The 19,980-nt window shown below is 72.4% G+C and carries 20 protein-coding genes; 10 read left to right on the plus strand and 10 right to left on the minus strand.

Annotated elements, in window-relative coordinates:
- Nucleotides 1-120: 120 nt before the first annotated feature.
- Nucleotides 121-798 carry a response regulator transcription factor gene (locus ACH4S9_RS24790; protein ID WP_358844361.1) on the plus strand — a complete coding sequence of 226 codons (678 nt, stop codon included), beginning with the start codon at nt 121-123 and terminating at the stop codon, nt 796-798.
- Entirely contained in the window at nt 788-2,035 is a 1,248-nt protein-coding gene (locus ACH4S9_RS24795) for a sensor histidine kinase (RefSeq protein WP_398373870.1), read from the plus strand. Before ACH4S9_RS24790 ends, ACH4S9_RS24795 begins: the two co-directional genes overlap by 11 nt.
- Before the next feature lie 83 nt (nt 2,036-2,118).
- Here ACH4S9_RS24795 and ACH4S9_RS24800 read toward each other — a convergent pair whose 3' ends face one another.
- Nucleotides 2,119-2,295 (minus strand): DUF397 domain-containing protein, encoded by a 177-nt coding sequence (locus ACH4S9_RS24800; protein WP_398373871.1) that lies wholly within the window; start codon nt 2,293-2,295, stop codon nt 2,119-2,121.
- Nucleotides 2,292-3,113, minus strand: coding sequence for a helix-turn-helix domain-containing protein (locus ACH4S9_RS24805; RefSeq protein WP_398373872.1), 822 nt, complete (start codon nt 3,111-3,113; stop codon nt 2,292-2,294). The genes ACH4S9_RS24800 and ACH4S9_RS24805 overlap by 4 nt, the downstream gene beginning before the upstream one ends.
- Before the next feature lie 240 nt (nt 3,114-3,353).
- Between ACH4S9_RS24805 and ACH4S9_RS24810 the strand changes: the two genes are divergently transcribed.
- Nucleotides 3,354-3,647: an ATP-binding protein gene (locus ACH4S9_RS24810; RefSeq protein WP_398373873.1), complete on the plus strand. Its 294-nt coding sequence runs from the start codon at nt 3,354-3,356 to the stop codon at nt 3,645-3,647.
- A 16-nt stretch (nt 3,648-3,663) separates the two neighbouring features.
- On the opposite strand, the gene ACH4S9_RS24815 is transcribed toward ACH4S9_RS24810, so the two are convergent.
- The 5 genes from ACH4S9_RS24815 to ACH4S9_RS24835 form a co-directional block, all read right to left on the minus strand.
- The gene (locus ACH4S9_RS24815) at nt 3,664-6,735 is read right to left on the minus strand and encodes an AAA family ATPase (protein ID WP_398373874.1); all 3,072 of its coding nucleotides are present in this window, start codon (nt 6,733-6,735) and stop codon (nt 3,664-3,666) included.
- Nucleotides 6,732-6,890 (minus strand): hypothetical protein, encoded by a 159-nt coding sequence (locus tag ACH4S9_RS24820; protein ID WP_311728323.1) that lies wholly within the window; start codon nt 6,888-6,890, stop codon nt 6,732-6,734. The genes ACH4S9_RS24815 and ACH4S9_RS24820 overlap by 4 nt, the downstream gene beginning before the upstream one ends.
- 157 nt (nt 6,891-7,047) lie before the next feature.
- Nucleotides 7,048-7,401 (minus strand): DUF4333 domain-containing protein, encoded by a 354-nt coding sequence (locus ACH4S9_RS24825; protein WP_398373876.1) that lies wholly within the window; start codon nt 7,399-7,401, stop codon nt 7,048-7,050.
- A 171-nt stretch (nt 7,402-7,572) separates the two neighbouring features.
- Nucleotides 7,573-8,241: a hypothetical protein gene (locus tag ACH4S9_RS24830; RefSeq protein ID WP_398373877.1), complete on the minus strand. Its 669-nt coding sequence runs from the start codon at nt 8,239-8,241 to the stop codon at nt 7,573-7,575.
- A gap of 145 nt (nt 8,242-8,386) precedes the next feature.
- Nucleotides 8,387-9,265 carry a hypothetical protein gene (locus ACH4S9_RS24835; RefSeq protein WP_398373878.1) on the minus strand — a complete coding sequence of 293 codons (879 nt, stop codon included), beginning with the start codon at nt 9,263-9,265 and terminating at the stop codon, nt 8,387-8,389.
- Nucleotides 9,266-9,408: 143 nt separating this feature from the next.
- Here ACH4S9_RS24835 and ACH4S9_RS24840 point away from each other — a divergent pair, with 143 nt between their 5' ends.
- The 6 genes from ACH4S9_RS24840 (at nt 9,409) to ACH4S9_RS24865 (ending at nt 17,282) form a co-directional block, all read left to right on the plus strand.
- Nucleotides 9,409-10,242 (plus strand): M55 family metallopeptidase, encoded by an 834-nt coding sequence (locus ACH4S9_RS24840; protein ID WP_398373879.1) that lies wholly within the window; start codon nt 9,409-9,411, stop codon nt 10,240-10,242.
- Nucleotides 10,235-11,575, plus strand: coding sequence for a M20/M25/M40 family metallo-hydrolase (locus ACH4S9_RS24845; protein WP_398373880.1), 1,341 nt, complete (start codon nt 10,235-10,237; stop codon nt 11,573-11,575). Before ACH4S9_RS24840 ends, ACH4S9_RS24845 begins: the two co-directional genes overlap by 8 nt.
- A 127-nt stretch (nt 11,576-11,702) precedes the next feature.
- Nucleotides 11,703-13,724 carry a prolyl oligopeptidase family serine peptidase gene (locus tag ACH4S9_RS24850; protein WP_398374013.1) on the plus strand — a complete coding sequence of 674 codons (2,022 nt, stop codon included), beginning with the start codon at nt 11,703-11,705 and terminating at the stop codon, nt 13,722-13,724.
- Between the two features lie 66 nt (nt 13,725-13,790).
- Entirely contained in the window at nt 13,791-14,543 is a 753-nt protein-coding gene (locus ACH4S9_RS24855; RefSeq protein ID WP_398373881.1) for a 4'-phosphopantetheinyl transferase family protein, read from the plus strand.
- Between the two features lie 44 nt (nt 14,544-14,587).
- On the plus strand, nt 14,588-15,133 hold the full coding sequence (locus ACH4S9_RS24860) for a GNAT family N-acetyltransferase (protein ID WP_398373882.1): 546 nt from the start codon (nt 14,588-14,590) through the stop codon (nt 15,131-15,133).
- Nucleotides 15,134-15,257: 124 nt separating this feature from the next.
- The gene (locus ACH4S9_RS24865) at nt 15,258-17,282 is read left to right on the plus strand and encodes a DUF5107 domain-containing protein (protein WP_361189018.1); all 2,025 of its coding nucleotides are present in this window, start codon (nt 15,258-15,260) and stop codon (nt 17,280-17,282) included.
- A 195-nt stretch (nt 17,283-17,477) separates the two neighbouring features.
- Here ACH4S9_RS24865 and ACH4S9_RS24870 read toward each other — a convergent pair whose 3' ends face one another.
- The 3 genes from ACH4S9_RS24870 to ACH4S9_RS24880 all read right to left on the minus strand — a co-directional run bounded on the left by ACH4S9_RS24870 (nt 17,478) and on the right by ACH4S9_RS24880 (nt 19,159).
- A complete protein-coding gene (locus ACH4S9_RS24870; protein ID WP_311728334.1) occupies nt 17,478-17,828 on the minus strand; it encodes a VOC family protein in 351 nt (116 codons plus the stop codon).
- Nucleotides 17,829-17,861: 33 nt separating this feature from the next.
- The gene (locus tag ACH4S9_RS24875; RefSeq protein ID WP_311728336.1) at nt 17,862-18,677 is read right to left on the minus strand and encodes a methyltransferase domain-containing protein; all 816 of its coding nucleotides are present in this window, start codon (nt 18,675-18,677) and stop codon (nt 17,862-17,864) included.
- 98 nt (nt 18,678-18,775) lie between these two features.
- Nucleotides 18,776-19,159: a DUF2795 domain-containing protein gene (locus tag ACH4S9_RS24880; RefSeq protein ID WP_311728337.1), complete on the minus strand. Its 384-nt coding sequence runs from the start codon at nt 19,157-19,159 to the stop codon at nt 18,776-18,778.
- Between the two features lie 225 nt (nt 19,160-19,384).
- On the opposite strand from ACH4S9_RS24880, the gene ACH4S9_RS24885 reads away from it, so the two are divergent.
- The gene (locus ACH4S9_RS24885; protein ID WP_385351930.1) at nt 19,385-19,975 is read left to right on the plus strand and encodes a TIGR03086 family metal-binding protein; all 591 of its coding nucleotides are present in this window, start codon (nt 19,385-19,387) and stop codon (nt 19,973-19,975) included.
- Nucleotides 19,976-19,980 lie beyond the last annotated feature (5 nt).

Below are 19,980 nucleotides of genomic sequence, written 5' to 3' on the forward strand. Positions count from 1 at the left end.
CAAGGGCCGGAGGGCAGGCGGGGAACGGGCCCGATGCTCACCCGGAGCCGCTGAGACGACGCTGAAGGATCCTGAAGACCTCTTCAGGGACGTCGGGGAACGGCTGTGGATACTTAGGCGATGCGGCTACTGGTGGTGGAAGACGAGGAAGGGCTCGCGGTCGCCCTGAAGAGAGGCCTGGAAGCGGCCGGATACGCGGTGGACGTGGCCCACGACGGCCTGGTCGGCCTGCACATGGCGCGCCAGAACCCGTACCAGGCGATCGTGCTCGACATCATGCTGCCCGGCCTGAACGGATACCGGGTCTGCGCCAGGCTCCGGGCGGAGGACATCGAGACGCCCATCCTGATGCTGACCGCCAAGAACGGCGAGTACGACGAGGCCGAGGCGCTGGACACCGGCGCCGACGACTTCCTCGCCAAGCCCTTCTCGTACGTGGTGCTCGAAGCCCGGCTGCGCGCCCTGCTCCGCCGCGGCGGCGCCCGGACCCGCACGGTGCTGCGCATCGGCGACCTGTGGATCGACCCGGCGGGCCGGTCCAGCGGCCGTGGCGATGTCCAGTTCAGGCTGACCGCCAAGGAGTTCGCGGTGCTCGAATGCCTCGCCCGGCGGGCCGGTGAAGTCGTGCCCAAGATAGACATCGTCGATCAGGTCTGGTCGGCGGACTTCGAAGGCGATCTGAACATCGTCGAGGTGTACGTGAGCGCCCTGCGCCGAAAGATCGACACGCCTTTCGGCCGCGCGTCGATCGAGACGGTCCGGGGCATCGGCTACCGGATGACCGGCCATGCCGCCTGAAGCGCGCAAGTCGAACACCATCCGGGTCGGGCTCACCGCGGCCTGGCTGCTCATCGCGGGCGCCGTGTTTCTCCCGTACGCGGCTGTCGTGGAGCGGCTGCGGCAGCCTGAGGTCGGGGCCCCGGCCATCATGCTGCTCGCCGGAGCCACGGTGTGGGCGTTCTCGCGCTCCGTCCGACGGACGCTGTCCCTGCGTCTGCGCTTCGCGCTCGTGGTCGGCGCCGGTACGGCCCTCCTCTTCGTCGGCGAACTCTGGTGGTCGTACCAGACCGGCGGATCCGCGTTCGGCTACCTGCCCAGCCTCGGCTGGCGCCTGGCGTACTGGGCGCCCCTCGTCGTCGTGATCCTCGCCGCCACCGCGTGGATCGCCGCGCACCGCGCGCTGCGCCCCGTCGAGGCCATCCGCCGCGAACTGGAGGACATCACGGCCCGGTCGCTGGGCCGCCGAGTGCCGGTCTCGACCTCGGCCTCGGCCGACGAGATCGCCCGGCTCGCGCGCACCATCAACACGACCCTGGACCGGCTGGAGCGGTCGGCCGAACTCCAGCAGCGGTTCATCGCCGACGCCTCCCACGAGCTGCGCAGCCCGCTCGCCGGGCTGCGGGCCTCCCTCGAATCGTCACTGACGCACCCGGAAGGCGTCGACTGGGAGAGCCGCGTACGCGACGCCCTCCGGGACATCGTGCGGCTCCAGAACCTCAGCCACGACCTGCTGCTCCTGGCCCAACTCGACGGCGGCGCGCCCATCGCCGACACGAAGGTGAACCTCACCGACCTCGCCCACGACCTGGCCGTGGAACACCGCCATCTGCCCCATGCCCGCCCCCTCGACATCCGCTGCACCGCCGACGACCCACCCGCCTGGGTCCGCGGCAGCGACGTCCAGCTCGAACGGCTGCTGCGCAACCTGCTCGGCAACGCCTGCCGCTACGCGCACACCTCGGTGGAGGTCACGGTGCGGAGTGAGCACCACGGGGACGGGGCCACCGTCGTGTTCGAGGTCCGCGACGACGGCCCCGGCATCCCCGTGGCGGGCCGGGAACGGGTCTTCAAGCGCTTCAGCCGCCTGGAGGACGCCCGCACGCGAAAGTCCGGCGGAGCCGGGCTGGGCCTGGCCATCGCCCGTGAGATCGCCGCCCGCCACGGTGGCACGCTGCACTTCGCGGACACGGTGTCCGGGGCGTGTGCGGTGGGACGACTGCCGTCGGCGACGGCTGCGGGTGGTGGCTCGTCTTGACGCCTGCGGCGGGCTCCTCCCCCACCCCGCCCGTTCCCGAACTGGGGCTCCGCCCCAGACCCCGGGGTCTGGGGCGGCGGCCCCTAGCGGGTGGCGAAGGCGAGGAAGTCCGACCAGGCGTCGGCGGGTATGTGGAGGTTCGGCCCGTCCGGGATCTTTGAGTCGCGGACGTGGACGGTGGCGGGGGTGGTGGCCACCTCGACGCAGTCACCCCCGCTGGAGTCGCTGTAGCTGCTCTTGAACCATACGAGTCTGCTCATCGCCCACCCATCAACTGCTCGATGAAGCTTACGGATTCGTCCGGCCCGAGGGCCTGGGACCTGATCATGGCATAGCGGCGAGTAAGAACACCTACCTCGTCCGCCTTTGACACCAGGATGCTCTTGCCCTGGCCTTCCAGATAGACGAGCGGTGTCTCATCCGGGGTGTCGATCAGCTTCATCGGGCCCAGCAGCCCGGCGTGTCCGGCTCGGCTCATCGGCATGACCTGGATGACGACGTTGGGCCGCGCCGCGCAGTCGATGAGGTAGTCGTACTGCGAGCCCATGACCTCTGGTCCACCGATCAGTCGGCGCAGCGCTGCCTCTTCGAGGATGACGTTGACCACTGCTGCTGGTTTGCGGTCGAGGAGCGCCTTGCGGTCCATGCGGGCCGCAACCAGCAGATCGACCTCTTCCTCGGCAAACGGAGGAAATCCACAGCTCAGCACCTCCCGTGCGTACTGCGTTGTCTGCAGAAGCCCATCAATCAGCTGCGGGCAGTACGACGACACACTCAGTGCCTCCTGCTCCAGCTGCACGAAGCCCTGGAAGTGCACCGGATACCGCTCCAACCGCAAGAACGCGATCGCCGAGCGCAGCAACCCACCCGCGTCCAGTGCTTTCTCGGCCGCTTCGACGAACTCATCCGTCGGCGGCTTCGCACACGTCTCCACCGCGCTCACTGCTGACCCTGTGTAGTTCATCAGCTCGCCCAGCTGCTCCTGCGTCAACCCCGCGGCCTCGCGCAGAATCCGCAGCACAGCTGCGAAGTACCTCATGGTCGGCGGCGCGGAGTCCTTCTTCTTGGGCATTGCCATCCCAACCACCCCCTCAACGCGGCTAAACGCTGATCAACGTCCGTTCGAGCGGAGTTGGCGCCAGCCGCGGTCGACGTTCTGTTACTGGTCACGCTAGCGACGTGCACTGACAGTGGGGGCATGAACGCACAAAGTCACGGCGTGATTCCGCTTCATGGCTGGAAGCAGAGGTTTACGCCCGTCCCGCTCTCTGTCCATCACGCTCGCCAAACGGCCGCGGCCGTTCTCTGCGTGTGGAGGGTGGAGCCGGGCTCCGCGCAGGTCGCGCTGCTCGTCCTCTCCGAACTGGCGGCCAACGCGGTGCGGCATGGCCGCGTACCGGGGAGGTACTACGAGGTACGTATCGCCTACGACGCCGAGAAGCTCATCGGCATCGAGGTGACCGACCCCGGCGATGGGCTGCCGGTCCTCGCCGATGCGGTGCCGGACGCCGAGTCCGGGCGCGGGCTGGCGATCGTGGCTGCGTTCGCCGAGGCGTGGGGCGTGCGGGAGCGGGTGGTCGGGAAGACCGTCTGGGCTCGGGTCCGTCTCTAAGGTGCGTCCTGTGCGGCTACTCGAAGGCCCCCAGCCGGTGCGCGATGGCCGCGGCCTCCCCTCGGCCTGAAGCGCCCAGCTTCGCCAGGATGTTGGAGACATGCACGCTCGCTGTCTTCGGCGAGATGAACAGCTCCTCCGCGATCTGCCGGTTGCTCCGCCCGGCGGCGACCAGCCGCAGCACGTCCCGCTCCCGGGCGGTCAGGCCCAGCGCCGCCGCCGGCGTCGGGGGCGGGGCCGTCTCCCCGTCGGTCTGCCGCAGCGGGATCCGGGCGCGGCCGGCCAGCGTGGTGATCTCCGTCTCGAGTGGCGCCGCGCCCAGCTCGCGCGCCACCGCCTCGGCCTGCCGCAGCAGCTCACCGGCCGTTTGGCGGGACCCGTCGCCGCCCTGGGAGACCAGGGCCTCCGCGAGTCGCAACCGGGCAGTGGCCAGCAGGGGCGGGGACTCCAGCTGCTCGGCGGCGGCCACAGCCCGCGTCCAGTGGGCGGTGGCGTCCCGGCCCTCGGCGGTGAGCAGCTCGGCCTGGATCATCAGGGCCTGCGCGACCCACAGCGGTGCGAAATCGGGCTGGCCCTGCATCGCCTTGCGGATCCGCTCCACCGCCGCCGCACGCCCCGGCTCGGCCACCGCGAGTGCACGGGCCCGCGCCTCCGCCGCCGCGGCCTCGTACAGCAGCGGCCAGCCGTAGCGTTGATGGCCGGGCGGGATGGCCTCGCCGACCGCCGTATCCAGCAGGGAGCGGACATCGAGGATCCGGCCGTCGGCGGCCGCCAGCGCGATGGCCACGCGGCTCACGGCCAGGGTGTGCTGCGGCTCCGGGTAGGGGCCGGTGTTGCTGCTTTCGGACTCCTCCAGTCGACGCCGAGTCTCGTCGTACGCGCCCCGGACCAGGGCGAGTTCGGCCCTCCGCTCGGCGATCAGCGCCCGGATGCGGACGCTCACCCCGCGGCGGCCGAGTGCTCGATCGAGCGCTTCGTCGGCGTCGGCCCAGCGGCCGAGCTGGATGAGGGATTCGGCGAGGTTGGCGTCGATGTACGAGGCGGTGTCCGGCAGCCCGTGCCGATCGGCGAGCCCGCTGCCCCGCTCGGCGGTCTCGACGGCCTCGGCGTAGCGGCCGATGCCGTGCAGGGCCGTGGACAGGTTGCCGTGGCCGCGCAGCAGGACGATGGCGTTGCCCGGCTCCAGACCGCGGGCGCACACGGCGCGGGCCTGCTCGAGCCCGGTCTCGACGTCGCCCGAGTGGATGGTGAGCCAGGCCAGGGTGAGCTGCGCGGTAAGGCCGGTGATCTCCGCGCCCGTCGCCCGACAGAGCTCCACCGCCTGCTGCGCGGTCTCTATCACCGTCGTCGTCGGCTGGTGCACGGCGTACCAGTGCGCCGCCAGCGTCAGCGCTTTGGCGTGGACGAAGGACGGCGGCTGGTCCTGCATCAGTTTCCGGGCGTGGGTGATCTCGTCCCAGCCGTCGGAACGGGCGAGGTCGCGCACCAACTGGTAGCGCTCGAGCCAGAACCAGGCCGCTCGCAGAGGCTCACCCTCCAGCTTGCGCAGCGCCCGCTTGCAGAGGGCGAGCGCTCGCTCCTGCTCTCCCGCGAGGCGCGCGGCGACGGTGATCGCGGCGAGCAGGTCCAGGAAGTCCCCGGGTGCGTCCGGGGAGATGGCCATGTACAGGCCGTCCTCGACGCCTTGCCGCATCGCCTGGCGGCGCAGCTCCTCGGGGGTGTCGTCCCACAGCTCCAGCGCCCGCTCCAGCAGATGGTGCTGCTCGGCGAACGCGTGGCGGCCGCGGGCAGCGGCCGCCGCGGCGATCACGGCGGGCAGCGCCCTGGCGGGGTCGCGGGCGTCGAACCAGTAGCCGGCCAGCCGCCCGGCCCGCTCCTCGGGCCGTACGAGCGTGGGGTCGGCCTCCAGCGCCTCGGCGTAGCGGCGGCTGAGCCGGGAGCGCTCGCTGGGCAGCAGGTCGCCGGCCACGGCCTCGCGCATCAGGGCGTGCCGGAAGCGGAAGGACTCGCCCTCCTCGGAGGGCTGGAGGACGGCGGCGCCCACGGCGGTACGCAGGGTCTCGATCAGCTCGTCCTCGGCGAGGCGCGTGACGGTGGCCAGCAGCCGGAATTCCACCTCGGAGCCGCCCTCGGCGGCGATCCGCACCACGCGCTGCACCTCGTCCGGCAGCGCCTCGACCCGGACCAGCAAGAGGTCGCGAAGGGAGTCGCTGATGCCGCCCGGCGAGCCTTCGAGGATGCTACAGGCCAGCTCCTCGACGAAGAACGCGTTGCCCTCGGAGCGGTCGAAGACCCGGTCCAGCACCTGCTCTGGCGGGGCCTCGCCACGGATGGCGGCGAGCTGGCGGCGGACCTCGGTGCGCTCGAAGCGGGGCAGTTCGAGGCGGGTGACGGTGCGCAGCCGCTCGTACTCGGCGAGAGCGGGGCGCAGCGGGTGGCGGCGGTGCAGGTCGTCGGCGCGGTAGGTGGCGACGATGAGCAGGCGGCTGTGGGTGAGGGCGCGCAGCAGGTAGCTGAGCAGCTCGCGGGTGGAGCGGTCGGCCCAGTGCAGGTCCTCCAGGGCCAGCACGAGGGTCCGGTTCGCGGCGAGGTGCTCGAGGAGGCGGACGGTGAGTTCGAAGAGCCGGGCGCGGCCCTCGGTTTCGGGGCGTCCCCGGTCCATCTCGCCGAGCTCGGGCAGCAGCCGGGCCAGCTCGCCTTCCTGGCCGGCGATGGCGGCGTCGAGCTCCGCGCCGAGCCGGCGGCGCAGGGAGCGCAGGGCGGTCGAGACGGGGTGGTAGGGCAGGGCGTCGGCCCCGGTTTCCACGCAGCCGCCCAGGGCGACGACGGCCCCGTCCGCGACGGCCCGGCCGAGGAACTCCTGTATCAGCCGGGTCTTGCCGACGCCGGCCTCGCCGCCCACGAAGAGGGCCCGGGGCTCCCCGGCGTCCGCCCGGGACAGGGCCTCGCCGAGGGCGGCGAGTTCGGCGCCGCGGCCTACGAAGACGGGGCTTATGTGACTGCTGTGCACGGTGCCGAGCATCGCATGGCGTACGAGGTGAGGGACAGGGGTCTCGGCGTCGGCGGGGGCCGGCGGCGGGCGTTTCACGCGTGTCGTGAGCGTAGGAAGTAGCGCTTGCGGCTGTCTGAGGTGGTACGGACCGCCGCCCTCGCGTCCCGCTCGGCCTCGCGGACCAGGCGGCGCTGCGCGGCGCGGGCCAGGACGGCGGCCTGGCGGGCGGCCTGGAACTCGTGGTGCAACATGCGGTCTCCTTGGACGAGCTGGTCTCTTGCTGTGCTTCCAGCGTCGTGTCCAAGGTGGGGGCGCCACATGGGGAGGCTTGCGCATCTTGCCGCCCAGGGGGTGCCTTAGGCCTGGGGCCAAGGAGACCTTAGGAGTTCCAGGCCTTGGGGTGGTGGGTCAGCTCGGGGCCGGGGTGGGCGTGTTGTCGGCCTTGACGTCGAAGTTGATTTTGTTTCCGTCGACGCCGGTCACCGTGACCGTGACGCCCAGGGTGCTGCCGTCGTCCGCGGTGAGCTTGCACCGGGTGGTGGTGTCGACCTTGCCCTCGAGGGCGTCGGGGCAGGTGATGTCCGGCTTGGCCTGGCCGGTCGTGGCGGCGAGCTTTTCGGCGACTGTGGTGGCGAGCTTGTCCGCGGACAGTTTCGGCGTGGACTTTTCGACGCTGACCGACGCCGAGCAGCCGACGAGCAGCGCGCCGGCGGCTACGGCCGTGAGGAGCGACGTTGTTGCGGACAACCGGATGAGGGGCATGGGGGGAACTCCGGTCTGGGTGATCATGACAAGAAGACACGGGAAGCATAGTTGGCAGGAATGATCCGGGCGTGTTCGGGGTGCGGGTGGGACCGAGGGCGTCTCGCGCCGGCGCGTGGGGTGCGCGGGAGGCCTCGCCCCGAGGCGTGACCTCCACCGCACCCCCCTATCTCAGTCGCGGAAATCTACGACCGGCACGATCTTGTCGACCAATTCGGACCAGAGAGCCGCGAGCACGTCCGTGTCATGACGAGACAGCTCTCGGTGGTCGCCGGACTTCGTGAAATAAGCCGCCCCCAGTTCCCGCTCGAACGTTGCCAGCGGTGACTCGGGAGCGAGCGCATCCGCCGCTTCGGCGAGCCCCGCGTATTCGGCGAGTTCGCGGGCCACATGGTGGGTCTGCATGAGCTCCAGGACCTTGTCGAGCGGCGGATGGAACAAAATCGGTGGGACGTCGAAGAGTTGTTGCGCACCGTCGAGGTCCACCATGGAAGCGCGTGCGCCGAACATCTGGGCAATGTTGTCGAGTCGGCAGACCTCCAACTGCTCATGCCTGATATAGGTGAGCCCGATGTCCGCCACCAGCGGGACTTCCTCCCAGTCGGGTGGTTCCCAGTCCGGCGTGCCGACCAGGTCGTGCGGCTCTTCGCTGCGCAGGAAGGCGACGAGGTTGGCCGTTGACCGGAACGCGAAGACGGCCCTGTCCCGGCCGAGGAACACCGGTTCTCGGTGGTGCTCGTCATCGCGGTAGCGGCGCAAGGTGTAGCCCGTAGCTGCTGGGGTGCTGATCTCGACCGGCGCGGCGTCCAGGTACGCGAACAGCGGGTACGGATGTGCCACGTGACGGACTTCCTGGGAGGGCCTTGATTCGATGCTCGACAGCCTGACATTAGCTTGTTCGTCACCGGCCGAGGCAGTCGACAATGTCAACGCCGAAGCGGAGAAACTGGAAGCGATCAAGGCTGGTACCTGACGCCTGATGTCCTCAAAGACAGAAGATCAGGGACGGCAACGCCTCGTCGACCCAGTCCCAGAAGGGGTCGCCGGGCCGCTCGGAGGTGCCGTTGAGGCCCGACAGCGCGACCCGGGGGGTGCCGTCGGCGTCGCGGTCGGCCATGTCCAGGAAGTAGGCCTCAGCAGCGGAGTCGCATGTGCAAAACCGTATCCAGCGGTCGAACTCGCCGTTCACCGCACGGACGAAGTCGTCAGTCTCGTCGTAGTCGTCGGGGTCCTCGTCCTCGTAGTTCGCGAGGGTCGAGGCGCCGAGCGTCGTGGTGAAGCGGTCGAGGCGCAGATCGAAGTCGAAGGAGGTGAGGGAGGCGTGGACCGCGGCCAGGTCCCGGACGGCCGCGGGGAGCGGTTCGTCCAGCGTGGGGACGACGTCCGTCGGACCGAAGCGGGTCGGGGCTGTGCCCCACAGCACCTCCAGGGACTCGTACCGCGACCTCAAGGGCAGGTCCGCCAGGTCGCGCGGCGGATCCCCCGAGCGGTCGGCGAGATACAGGTACGCGAGCAGGTACTCGCCCTTCACGGCGACCAGCGCCAGCCCGAGCACTTCCGCGCGCAGCGCCGCGAGGAAACGAGGGCAGGATCCGGCGACGGGTGCCCAGAGGTGCGCCATGGCCTCGGTGAGGCCGGCGCCGACCGGTACGTCCCATGGGGAGTCCGCGGCGAACGGGACGTCGCCGTCGCCGCCCAGCAACAGGAGCCCGCGCAACTCGGCCGCCTCGATCGACCCCGGCTGTTCACCGCGCCGTAGCAGCTTCGCCAGTGCAGCGCTGCACCGCAGTAACCGTTCGATGGCGTGCGGGTCACGGTTGGCGAGAGCGGCCCGCCACAAGTCCTCGGTCTCCTCCATGTTCATGATCGCGACACTAGCGTGCGCGGAAGGCGGCCTTTCATGCCTGGGCCACCTGCGGGCCGACACCGCGGCCGAGCCGTGCCGAACCGGGGCCATCTTGGGGCATAGTCAAGTGGATACGTGACCTGGGAGGAGCGGGGACAGTCTTGAAGATCCTCATCAGTGCCGACATGGAAGGTGCCACGGGCGTGACCTGGCCCGCGGATGTGCTGCCCGGCACGCCACAGTGGGAGCGGTGCCGCCATCTGTTCACCTCGGACGTGAGCGCGGCGGTCACCGGGTTCTTCGACGGGGGCGCGGACGAGGTGCTGATCAACGAGGCGCACTGGTCCATGCGCAATCTGCTGCTGGAGGAGCTGGACGAGCGGGCCGCCATGCTGACGGGCAAGCACAAGAGCCTGAGCATGGTGGAGGGCGTGCAGCACGGGGACGTGGACGGGATCGCGTTCGTCGGCTATCACACCGGCGCCGGGACCGAGGGCGTCCTCGCGCACACCTATCTCGCCAACTCCATCACCGGCGTGTGGGTGGACGGCGTGCCCGCGAGCGAGGGGCGGCTGAACTCACTGGTGGTCGCCGAGTACGGGGTGCCCGTGGTGCTGGTCACCGGGGACGACCGGACCTGCGAGGACGCCAAGGGGTACGCGCCCGCGGCGCGGTCGGTCGCGGTCAAGGACTACGTCTCGCGGTACGCGGCGGTGTGCCGTACCCCGGCCCGTACGGCGGCGGACATCCGGGCGGCGGCCCGGGAAGCGGCCCCGCTGGCGGTGCGGCATGAGCCCGTCCAGGCCGGGCCGTTCACGGTGGAGCTGGAGTTCGACGCGGAGCACCTGGTGGGGGCGGCCACCGCCGTGCCGGGGGTGGAGCACAGCGGGGTGCGGCGGGTGGCGTACACCTCGCCGGACATGTACGAGGGCATCCGCTGCTTCAAGGCGGTCACCACGCTCGTCTCGGCCGCCGTGGAGGAGCAGTATGGCTGAGCCGGCGCCGGTCGAGGCGATCGACGATTGGGCGCTGGAGGAGGTGGTGCGGTTCACCTCCGAGCTGATCCGCATCGACACCACCAACCGCGGCGGCGGCGACTGCACCGAGCGCCCCGCCGCCGAGTACGTCGCGGAGCGGCTGGGCGAGGTGGACATCGACGCCACGCTGCTGGAGCGCGACCGGGGGCGGACGAACGTCGTCGCGCGGATCGAGGGCACCGATCCGTCCGCCCCCGCGCTGCTGGTCCACGGCCATCTGGACGTGGTGCCCGCCGAGCCCGCCGACTGGAGCGTGCACCCCTTCTCGGGGGAGGTCCGCGACGGCGTGGTGTGGGGCCGGGGCGCCATCGACATGAAGAACATGGACGCGATGGTGCTCGCGGCCGTCCGCGCCTGGGCCCGCGCGGGCGTACGGCCGCGCCGCGACATCGTGCTGGCCTTCACGGCCGACGAGGAGGACAGCGCGGAGCCGGGCTCCGGCTTTCTCGCCGACGAGCACCCCGAGTTCTTCGAAGGCTGCACGGAGGGAATCAGCGAATCCGGCGCCTTCACCTTCCACGCGGGGAACGGGACGCGGCTGTACCCCATCGCGGCGGGGGAGCGCGGCACGGCCTGGCTCAAGCTGACCGCCCGGGGCCGGGCGGGGCACGGCTCGAAGGTCAACCGCGACAACGCGGTCAGCCGGCTGGCCGCCGCCGTGGCGCGGATCGGCGAGCACCGCTGGCCGGTGCGGCTGACGCCGACCGTGAAGGCCGCGCTGACCGAGATCGCGCCGCTGCGCGGGCTCAAGGCCGACGTGGACGCGCCCGACTTCGACGTCGACGCGCTGCTCGCCGAGCTGGGGCCCGCCGCGGCCCTGCTCGAGCCGACCGTGCGCAACAGCGCCAACCCGACCGTCCTGGAGGCCGGTTACAAGGTCAACGTCATCCCCGGCAGCGCCACGGCGTACGTGGACGGCCGGATCCTGCCGGGCGGCGAGGAGGAGTTCCACGCCACCCTCGACCGGCTCACCGGGCCTGACGTCGACTGGGAGTTCCACCACCGCTCGCCTGCCCTCCAGGCCCCGGTCGACGGCCCGGCCTTCGCGGCCATGCGGGCGGCGCTCGAACACTTCGACCCGGACGGACACGCGGTGCCGTACTGCATGTCCGGCGGCACGGACGCCAAGCAGTTCTCCCGGCTCGGCATCGTCGGATACGGCTTCTCGCCGCTGCGGCTGCCCGAGGGCTTCGACTACCAGGCGCTCTTCCACGGCGTGGACGAGCGGGTGCCGGTGGACGCCCTGCACTTCGGCGTCCGGGTGCTCGACCACTTCCTGCGGCGAGCGTAAGGGGGGACTTGTGGTGAGTATGAGACGGCGACACGCCGAAGCGACGGCGTGTCGCTGTCTCAAACTCACCACAAAATCAATGGGATTGGGGTTGGGCGACGGAATGGATGACGCGATGGGTGACAGCATGGTGGCCACGACTCCGTACGGCGCCTGGCGGTCCCCGATCGACGCCGCGCTCGCCGCCTCGCACGACGGCCACCCGGAGTACGTGGGCACGGTCGGCGACGAGGTGTGGTGGACCGCGCCGCGCCCCGCCGAGGGCGGCCGTCGCACGCTGATGCGGCGCCGGCCCGGCGCCGCCGAGGTCAGCGCGCTGCCCGCGCCGTGGAACGTACGCAGCAGGGTCATCGAGTACGGCGGCCTGCCGTGGGCCGCCGTGCCCCGCCCGGCGGGCGGCCCGCTCGTCGTCTTCGCACACCACGCCGACCAGCGGCTGTACGCGTACGAGCCGGACGACCCCACCGGCGCCCCGCCGCGCCCGCTGACCCCGGCCTCGGACCTCGGCGGCGGGCTGCGCTGGGCGGATCTGCGGCTGCACGCCGACCGCGGCGGACTGGGCGAAGTGTGGGGCGTGCTGGAGGAGTTCACCGGCGAGGGGCCGACCGACGTACGCCGCGTGATCGCGGCGGTGCCGCTTGACGGCTCGGCCGCCGACGACCGTACGGCGGTGCGCCAGCTGTCCGACGACCGCCACCGCTTCGTCACCGGGCCCCAGCTCTCCCCGGACGGGCGTCGGGTGGCCTGGATCGCCTGGGACCACCCGCAGATGCCGTGGGACGGCACCGTCGTGATGGTGGCGGACGTGACGGAGGACGGCCGCTTCCACGGCACGCGCCCGGTGGTGGGGGAGACCGACGAGTCGGTGGTGCAGGTCGAGTGGGACGCCGACGGCACGCTGCTGTTCGTCTCCGACCTCAGCGGCTGGTGGCAGCTGGAGCGCGTCGACCCCGACGCGACGGGCAATGGCGTCATCGCGAGCACCGGGCTCTGCCCCCGCCAGGAGGAGTTCGGCGGACCGCTGTGGAAGCTCGGCCTGCGCTGGTTCGCGCCGCTGCCCGGCGGGCTGATCGCCGTCGTGCACGGCCGGGGCGCCGCCCGGCTCGGCATCCTCGACCCGCGCACCGGCGAGCTGGCCGACGCGCCGGGCCCGTGGACCGAGTGGGACGCGACGCTCGCCGTGGACGGCAGCCGGGTCGTCGGCGTCGCCGCGAGCCCGCACAGCTCGCACGAGGTGGTCGAGCTGGACACCCGCACCGGCTACGCCCGGGTCATCGGCGCGGCGCACACCGACCCCGTCGACCCGGCGTACTACCCGCGCCCGGAGGCCCGCACCTTCACCGGGCCGGACGGCCGGGACATCCACGCCCACATCTATCCGCCGCACAACCCCGGCCACACCGCGCCCGAGGGCGAGGCGCCGCCGTATGTGGTCTGGGCCCACGGCGGGCCGACCGACCGCGCCCCGCTCGTGCTCGACCTGGAGATCGCGTACTTCACCTCGCGCGGGATCGGCGTCGCCGAGGTCAACTACGGCGGCTCGACGGGCTACGGCCGCGCCTACCGGGACCGGCTGTGCGAGCAGTGGGGCGTGGTGGACGTCGAGGACTGCGCGGCCGTCGCCGAGGCGCTGGCCGAGGAGGGCAGCGCCGACCGGGCCCGGCTCGCGATCCGGGGCGGCAGCGCGGGCGGCTGGACCGCGGCCGCCTCGCTGACCTCCAAGACCACCGCCGGGCTGTACGCGTGCGGCACGGTCAAATACCCGGTCCTCGACCCCATGGACTGGGCCGGCGAAGGGACGCACGACTTCGAGTCCCGCTACCTGGAGTCCCTGATCGGGCCGCTCGCCGAGGTCCCCGACCGCTACCGCGACCGGTCGCTGACCGGCCGCGCCGACCGCGTCAGCGTCCCCTTCCTGCTGCTCCAGGGCCTGGACGACCCGGTCTGCCCGCCCGCGCAGTGCGAGCGCTTCCTGGCGGCGGTCGCCGGGCGCGGCGTCCCGCACGCGTATCTCGCCTTCGAGGGCGAGGGCCATGGCTTTCGCCGGGCGGACACCATGATCCGCGCCGTTGAGGCCGAACTCGGCCTGTACGCACGGGCCTTCGGGCTCGCCCCGCCCGGCGTTCCGGCCCTGGAGCTGACGGAGTGAACCGCGTAGCGTGATCCGCGTAGTCGTGATCCGAGCCCGACTCACCGACCCACCTGGAGGAGCGAGTTGACACCCCCGAGGGCATCGCGCGTCGTCGGCCGTGATCCGCTGCCCGCCGCCGTGGCCGGTGCGTGGCCGCCCGGCGGGCCCGAGACCTGGCTGCTCAGCGTCTCCCGGTACATGGCCGCGATGGACCAGGGCGCGCCCGGCAAGATCCTCGACGCCGAGGAGCGTGAGCGCGCCGCGAAGTTCGTGCGGACCGAGGACCAGCACCGGTACACCGCGGCGCACCTGGGCCTGCGGGAGCTGCTGGGCGCCTATCTGGACATCGAGCCCGCGGCCGTGCCGTTCACCCGGGAGGACTGCCCCGGCTGCGGCGGGCCCCACGGCCGCCCCGCGGTCGTCGGCACGCCGCTGCACTTCAACCTGTCGCACGCCGGTGACCTGGTGCTGTTCGCCTTCGCGGGCTCGCCGATCGGCGCCGACGTGGAGAAGACGCAGCCGGTGTCGGTCGTGGACCAGGTCGCCCAGAGCCTGCACCCGACCGAGCGCGCCGAGCTGGCCGAGCTCCCCACCCTCGACCGCCCCGCCGCCTTCGCGCGCTGCTGGACGCGCAAGGAGGCGTATCTCAAGGGCATCGGCACGGGGCTGTCCCAGGACCCCGCGATCGCTTACGTCGGCACGGGCGAGCGGCCGGTGCCGGTCGGCCCCTGGACGCTGGCCGACCTGCCCGCCGACCAGCTCGCGGCGGCCGCGGCCGACTCCGACGGGGGCCCCGGGTACGCCGCGGCGTACGCGCTGCTGGAGAAGGCCCCCTAGGGTTTGCCGGACGGGCGGCGGTACGACCGGCTTACGATGGGCGGATGCCCGACTCGCCCTACGTAGCCATGGGACCCCGCGTGGCCATCCGCCACACCGAGCGGAACGACCGCGCGGAGTTCACCCGGCTCTCCCGCACCAGCGCCGCCCTCCACCACCCGTGGCTGACTGCGCCCTCCACCGACGAGGCCTTCGACATCTTCATGACGAAGCTGGAGCGGGACGACCACGAGGGGTTCCTGGTCTGCCTGCCCGAGACCGGGGCGATCGCCGGGTTCATCAACGTCAACAGCATCGTCCGCGGCGCCTACCAGGGCGGCACCATCGGCTACGGGGCGTTCGCGCCCCACTCCGGACACGGCTATGTCTCCGAAGGGCTCGGGCTCGTGCTGGCCTACGCCTTCGGGCCGCTGGGGCTGCACCGCATCGAGGTCAACATCCAGCCCGGCAACGAGGCGTCGCTGGCGCTGGTGAAGCGGTACGGCTTCCGGCTGGAGGGGTTCTCGCCCGACTACCTCTACATCGAGGGCGCGTGGCGCGACCACGAGCGCTACGCCATCACCAGCGACATGTTTGAGGCCCAGGGCTGATGTCGTGGGTGGCTGAGGCCCTGTTGGGCTGACGCTCTGGTCAGTGGGGCCGCGCCGTTGTTCCATGGTCATCGGACGGTCGCCGCAGCCGGGGCGACCCTAGGCAGTCGGAGTGAGGCAGCCCGTGGCCACGACCGTGCGACGTACCACCCTGACCCTTCCCACCGCCCCGCTCGGGCCCGAGAACCCCCTGCCCGCGCTGCGGCTCCCGCGCGAGGTGCACCGCATCGACGAGCACACGCGCGCCACGCTGCCCGCGGAGATGGCCCGCCAGACCGCGTACGAGCCGCTGCGCTCGGTGCTGCCGGTGCGGCTGCGCGACGGGTACGGGCGCGGGCGGGCGCCTGCCGGGCTGGACGCCCTCGTCATCGAGAACGACCGGCTGCGGGCCACCGTGCTGCCCGGCCTCGGCGGCCGGGTGTACTCCCTCCACCACAAGCCGACCGGCCGTGAACTCCTCTACCGCAACCCCGTGATGCAGCCCGCCGACTTCGCGCTCAACGGCGCGTGGTTCTCCGGCGGCATCGAGTGGAACATCGGCGCCACCGGCCACACCACCCTGGCCTGCGCCCCGCTGCACGCCGCCCGCGTCCCGGCGCCCGACGGGGGCGAGATGGTGCGGCTGTGGGAGTGGGAGCGGCTGCGCGACCTGCCCTTCCAGGTCGATCTGTGGCTGCCGAACGACTCCGACTTCCTGTACGTGGGCGTGCGGATCCGCAATCCGCACCACCGGACCGCGCCCGTCTACTGGTGGTCCAACATCGCCGTCCCGGAGGGCGAGGACACCCGCGTGCTCGCGCCCGCCGACGCCGCCTGGCACTTCGGCTACAGCCGCACCCTGCGCCATGTCCCGGTCCCCGAGTGGGACGGCACCGACCGTACGTACCCGCTGCACGGCGCCTACCCCGCCGACTACTTCTACGACCTGCCCGAGGACGCGCGCCCCTGGATCGCCTCGCTCGACGGGACGGGCCACGGCCTCGTCCAGACCTCCACCGACGGGCTGCGCGGCCGCAAGCTCTTCCTGTGGGGCGCGGGGCCCGGCGGGCGGCGCTGGCAGCGGTGGCTGACCGAGCCCGGCACCGCGGGCTACGCCGAGATCCAGGCCGGGCTCGCCCGCACCCAGCTGGAGCATGTGCCGCTGGAGGCGGGCGAGGAGTTCGCCTGGCTTGAGGCGTACGGACCGCTGGCCGCCGACCCGGCGGCGGTCCACGGCGAGGACTGGGCGGCGGCCCGGCGGGAGGTCGAGACCCGGCTGGAGTCGGCCGCGCCGCGCGCCGCCGTGGTGGCGGCCTTCGCCGCGTGGCGCCCGTACGCCGACGCCGAACCCGGGGAGCGGCTGGCCGCCGGCTCCGGCTGGGGCGCGCTGGAGGCGGAGCGCGGCGGCTACCGGCTGCCCGGCACCCCCTTCGACCCGGACACGCTGGGCGAGCCCCAGGAGCCCTGGCGCGGGCTGCTGCGCACGGGCGCGTTCCCGGCCTGGGAGGCGGGCAAGTCACCGGCCGACCCCGGTTGTTCCCTGGTCTCCCCGGCCTGGCGCGACCTCCTGGAGGCGGCGCCCTCCACGGCCGCCGCCGAGTACCACCTGGGCGTGGCCCAGTGGCACGCGGGCGACCGGGCGCAGGCCACCCGCAGCTGGGAGCGGTCGCTGCGGTGTATGGAGACGCCGTGGGCGCTGCGCTGCCTGGCCGTGGCGGACACGGACGCCGGTCACCCGGCGCGCGCGGCGGACCGGCTGCTGCGGGCGATGGATCTGGCCCTGGGTGCGGACGGGGTCGAGGCGGCGGTCGAGGTCGCGCTCGGGCGCGAGACGGTGGTCGCGCTGCTCGCGGCGGGGCGCGCCGAGGAGGCGCACACGCTGCTCTGGGCTCTGCGCCCGGCCCTGCGCGAGCTGGGCCGGTTCCGGCTGCTGATGGCGCAGGTGCTGCTGGCCCGGGGCGACGCCGGGGCCGCCCGCGCGGTCTTCGACGAGGGCTTCGAGGTGGCGGATCTGCGCGAGGGCGACGAGACGCTGAGCGACACGTGGTACGCGATCGCCGAGCGGCTGGTCGCGGGCGACGGCGCGCCGGTGACCGACGACGTACGGGAGCGGGCGCGCGCCGAGCACCCGCTCCCGGAGCGGTACGAGTTCCGGATGCGGCCCGCGTAACCGCCGCCGTCGGGCGGCTGGGCCCTGTCCGGCGGATCTTGACGCCTGCGGCGGGCCCTCCCCCACCCAGCCCCTTCCCGAGACTGGGGCTCCGCCCCAGACCCCGGGGTCCAGGGGCGAAGCTCCTGCCACGCGGCGGAGCCGCACATCGAGACTGCGGGAAGGGGCGGGGTGGGGAGGGCCCGCCGGACACCTCTAGCCCGGGTTCCGGTCGACGTACTCGAAGACCGAGCCGTCGGGGTGACGGGCCACCAGGTTGCGGCCGATCGGGGTGGGCAGCGGACCGGCGATGATCTCCGCGCCCACCGCCTTCAGATCGGCCACCGCCTCGTCCACGTCCTTCACCGCGAGCGTCGCCGTGACCTTGCTGAGGATGGACAGCTCCGCCTCGGGACCGCTCATCAGGAAGAAGCAGCCGACGGCCGCGACCGAGACGGCCCCGCGCTGGAAGCGGAGCGCCTCTGCGCCCGTCAGTCGTTCGTACACGGCGATCGCCGCGTCCAGATCATTGACGCACACCCGTAGCGAGGTCCCGAGAATGTCCATGCGGGCGAGCCTAGTTGACCGCCCGCGCGGGCGTCATACGCGGCAGACGAGCTCGCCGTGCAGCACGGTGAACCAGCCGTCCTGCTGCTCGCCCCACTCCCGCCACGCGTCCGCGATCCGCCGCAGCTCGTCCTCCGTGGCGTGGCCGCCCTCCACCGCCCGCTGGGCGTATGACGAGGCGGTGGTGCGGTCCGCCCACAGGCCGCTCCACCACGCCCGCTCGTCGGCCGTGGCGTAACACCAGGTCCCGGCGGTCGCGGTGATGTCGGTGAAGCCCGCCCGGCGGGCCCAGGACAGCAGCCTGCGGCCGGCGTCCGGCTCGCCGCCGTTGGCCCGCGCCACCCGCTGGTACAGCCCGGCCCAGTCGTCCAGGCCGGGGACGGCCGGGTACCAGGTCATGGCGGAGTAGTCGGAGTCGCGCACCGCCACCATGCCGCCCGGCTTGCACACCCGGCGCATCTCGCGCAGCGCGGCCACCGGGTCGCCCAGGTGCTGGAGCACCTGGTGGGCGTGGACGACGCAGAACGAGTCGTCGGGGTAGTCCAGCTGGTAGACGTCGCCGACCGCGAAGTGGACATTGGACACGCCGCGCTCCGCGGCCGTCGACCGGGCCTGCTCCAGGACCCCGGCGTCCGCGTCCACGCCGATGACCTCGCCCTGGGGGACCAGCTCGGCCAGGTCGGCGGTGATGGTGCCGGGGCCGCAGCCGATGTCCAGGATCCGCATGTGCGGCTTGAGTCGGCCGGTCAGATACGCGGCGGAGTTGGCCGCGGTGCGCCAGGTGTGCGAGCGCAGCACGGACTCGTGGTGTCCGTGCGTGTAGACGGCGGTGGCGGAGTTCTCGGGCATGGCTCGGCTCCCCTTCGAGACGACCGGATGGGCTCGTCGCCACCGTACGCCGCCATCTCGCATCGCGAGAGTGGCGTCTCAGTATGTGGTTAGCGGGTCTAGGTGCTGGGGCGCAGCCCGAGCCCGGCGACGACCTCCTGCACCGTGCGGAACACCCGGTCCTCGGGCAGCTCCGCCGCCACCTCGATCAGCCGGTCCGGGGCGTGTGCCTGGTGCAGGGCGTGCAGCAGCGCCCCGCGCCTGGCCGGGAACGGGGTGCGCCCCAGATGCCGGGCCAGCTCGAACCGCAGCGCCTCGGCCTCGCCGACCGCGCCGAGCGGTGCCACCGGTCCGGTGGTGACCTCGGGGTCGTCGTCGGCGCCGGGCTCCGGGTCGTACCACTCCTCGGCCCGGGTGGGGCGGCCCGAACGCATCAGCTCCTGGAGCTCATGCTTCATCTCGTCGTCCTTGTGGACACTCAGCCGATTGCTGCCTCGTTGCATGGCATCGTCCTCACCTTCGCTTCTGGTCCTCCCCGCGTACCCGCCGCGCGGCCATCGACACGATGGTTTGACGGCGTGAGGGGAGGGGACCCGGGTGTCGGCCGAGCGGCCATTGGGAGTGAGGAACGGCACCGGGTGTGGGAGTTCAGGGGCCCGCGCCCGGTGCCGTGTCCGTGTGTCGCTGTCCCTGTGTTAGGCCATCCGGGGCTGGGGTACCTGTCGCATATGACCGATAAGAGCAATCTGGGCAATCCGCTGCTCGCCAGGCACGCCGAGGCGCTGAACCTCTTCACCGAGCGGGTGCACGCCATCCGGCCGGACCAGTGGGACGACCCGACACCATGCACCGAATGGACCGTGCGCGACCTGGTCAACCACCTCGCGGCCGAGCAGATGTGGGTGCCGCCGCTGGTGCGGGACGGGAGCACGGCGGCCGAGCAGGGCGACGTGTTCGAGGGCGATCTGCTGGGCGATGACCCCGTCGCCACCTGGGACGAGGCCGCCGCGGCGGCCCGCGCGGCGTTTGCCGCGCCCGGCGCGCTGGAGCGCAGCGTCGACCTCTCGTTCGGCGAGACGCCCGCCGCGGACTACTGCACGCAGATGACGGCCGACGCGACGGTCCACGCGTGGGATCTGTCCCGGGCCATCGGGGCGGATGAGCGGCTTCCGAAGCCGCTGGTGGACTTCTCGGTGCGGGAGGTTGCGCCGTACGCGGCGGAGCTGGAGAAGAGCGGGATGTTCGCCGCGGCGGTTGAGGCTCCGCCGGGTGCGGATGCCCAGACGAAGCTCCTGGCCCTCCTCGGCCGCGAGGCGTAACCCCG

This window comes from Streptomyces sp. NPDC021225 (assembly GCF_044332865.1).
In the GTDB taxonomy this organism is placed as follows: Bacteria; Actinomycetota; Actinomycetes; order Streptomycetales; family Streptomycetaceae; genus Streptomyces.

Coding starts and splice junctions, on each gene's coding strand:
- ACH4S9_RS24790 (WP_358844361.1), top strand. CDS start 121: ATGCGGCTACTGGTGGTGGAAGACGAGGAAGGGCTCGCGGTCGCCCTG.
- ACH4S9_RS24795 (WP_398373870.1), top strand. CDS start 788: ATGCCGCCTGAAGCGCGCAAGTCGAACACCATCCGGGTCGGGCTCACC.
- ACH4S9_RS24800 (WP_398373871.1), bottom strand. CDS start 2,295: ATGAGCAGACTCGTATGGTTCAAGAGCAGCTACAGCGACTCCAGCGGG.
- ACH4S9_RS24805 (WP_398373872.1), bottom strand. CDS start 3,113: ATGGCAATGCCCAAGAAGAAGGACTCCGCGCCGCCGACCATGAGGTAC.
- ACH4S9_RS24820 (WP_311728323.1), bottom strand. CDS start 6,890: ATGTTGCACCACGAGTTCCAGGCCGCCCGCCAGGCCGCCGTCCTGGCC.
- ACH4S9_RS24825 (WP_398373876.1), bottom strand. CDS start 7,401: ATGCCCCTCATCCGGTTGTCCGCAACAACGTCGCTCCTCACGGCCGTA.
- ACH4S9_RS24835 (WP_398373878.1), bottom strand. CDS start 9,265: ATGAACATGGAGGAGACCGAGGACTTGTGGCGGGCCGCTCTCGCCAAC.
- ACH4S9_RS24845 (WP_398373880.1), top strand. CDS start 10,235: ATGGCTGAGCCGGCGCCGGTCGAGGCGATCGACGATTGGGCGCTGGAG.
- ACH4S9_RS24850 (WP_398374013.1), top strand. CDS start 11,703: ATGGTGGCCACGACTCCGTACGGCGCCTGGCGGTCCCCGATCGACGCC.
- ACH4S9_RS24860 (WP_398373882.1), top strand. CDS start 14,588: ATGCCCGACTCGCCCTACGTAGCCATGGGACCCCGCGTGGCCATCCGC.
- ACH4S9_RS24870 (WP_311728334.1), bottom strand. CDS start 17,828: ATGGACATTCTCGGGACCTCGCTACGGGTGTGCGTCAATGATCTGGAC.
- ACH4S9_RS24875 (WP_311728336.1), bottom strand. CDS start 18,677: ATGCCCGAGAACTCCGCCACCGCCGTCTACACGCACGGACACCACGAG.
- ACH4S9_RS24880 (WP_311728337.1), bottom strand. CDS start 19,159: ATGCAACGAGGCAGCAATCGGCTGAGTGTCCACAAGGACGACGAGATG.
- ACH4S9_RS24885 (WP_385351930.1), top strand. CDS start 19,385: ATGACCGATAAGAGCAATCTGGGCAATCCGCTGCTCGCCAGGCACGCC.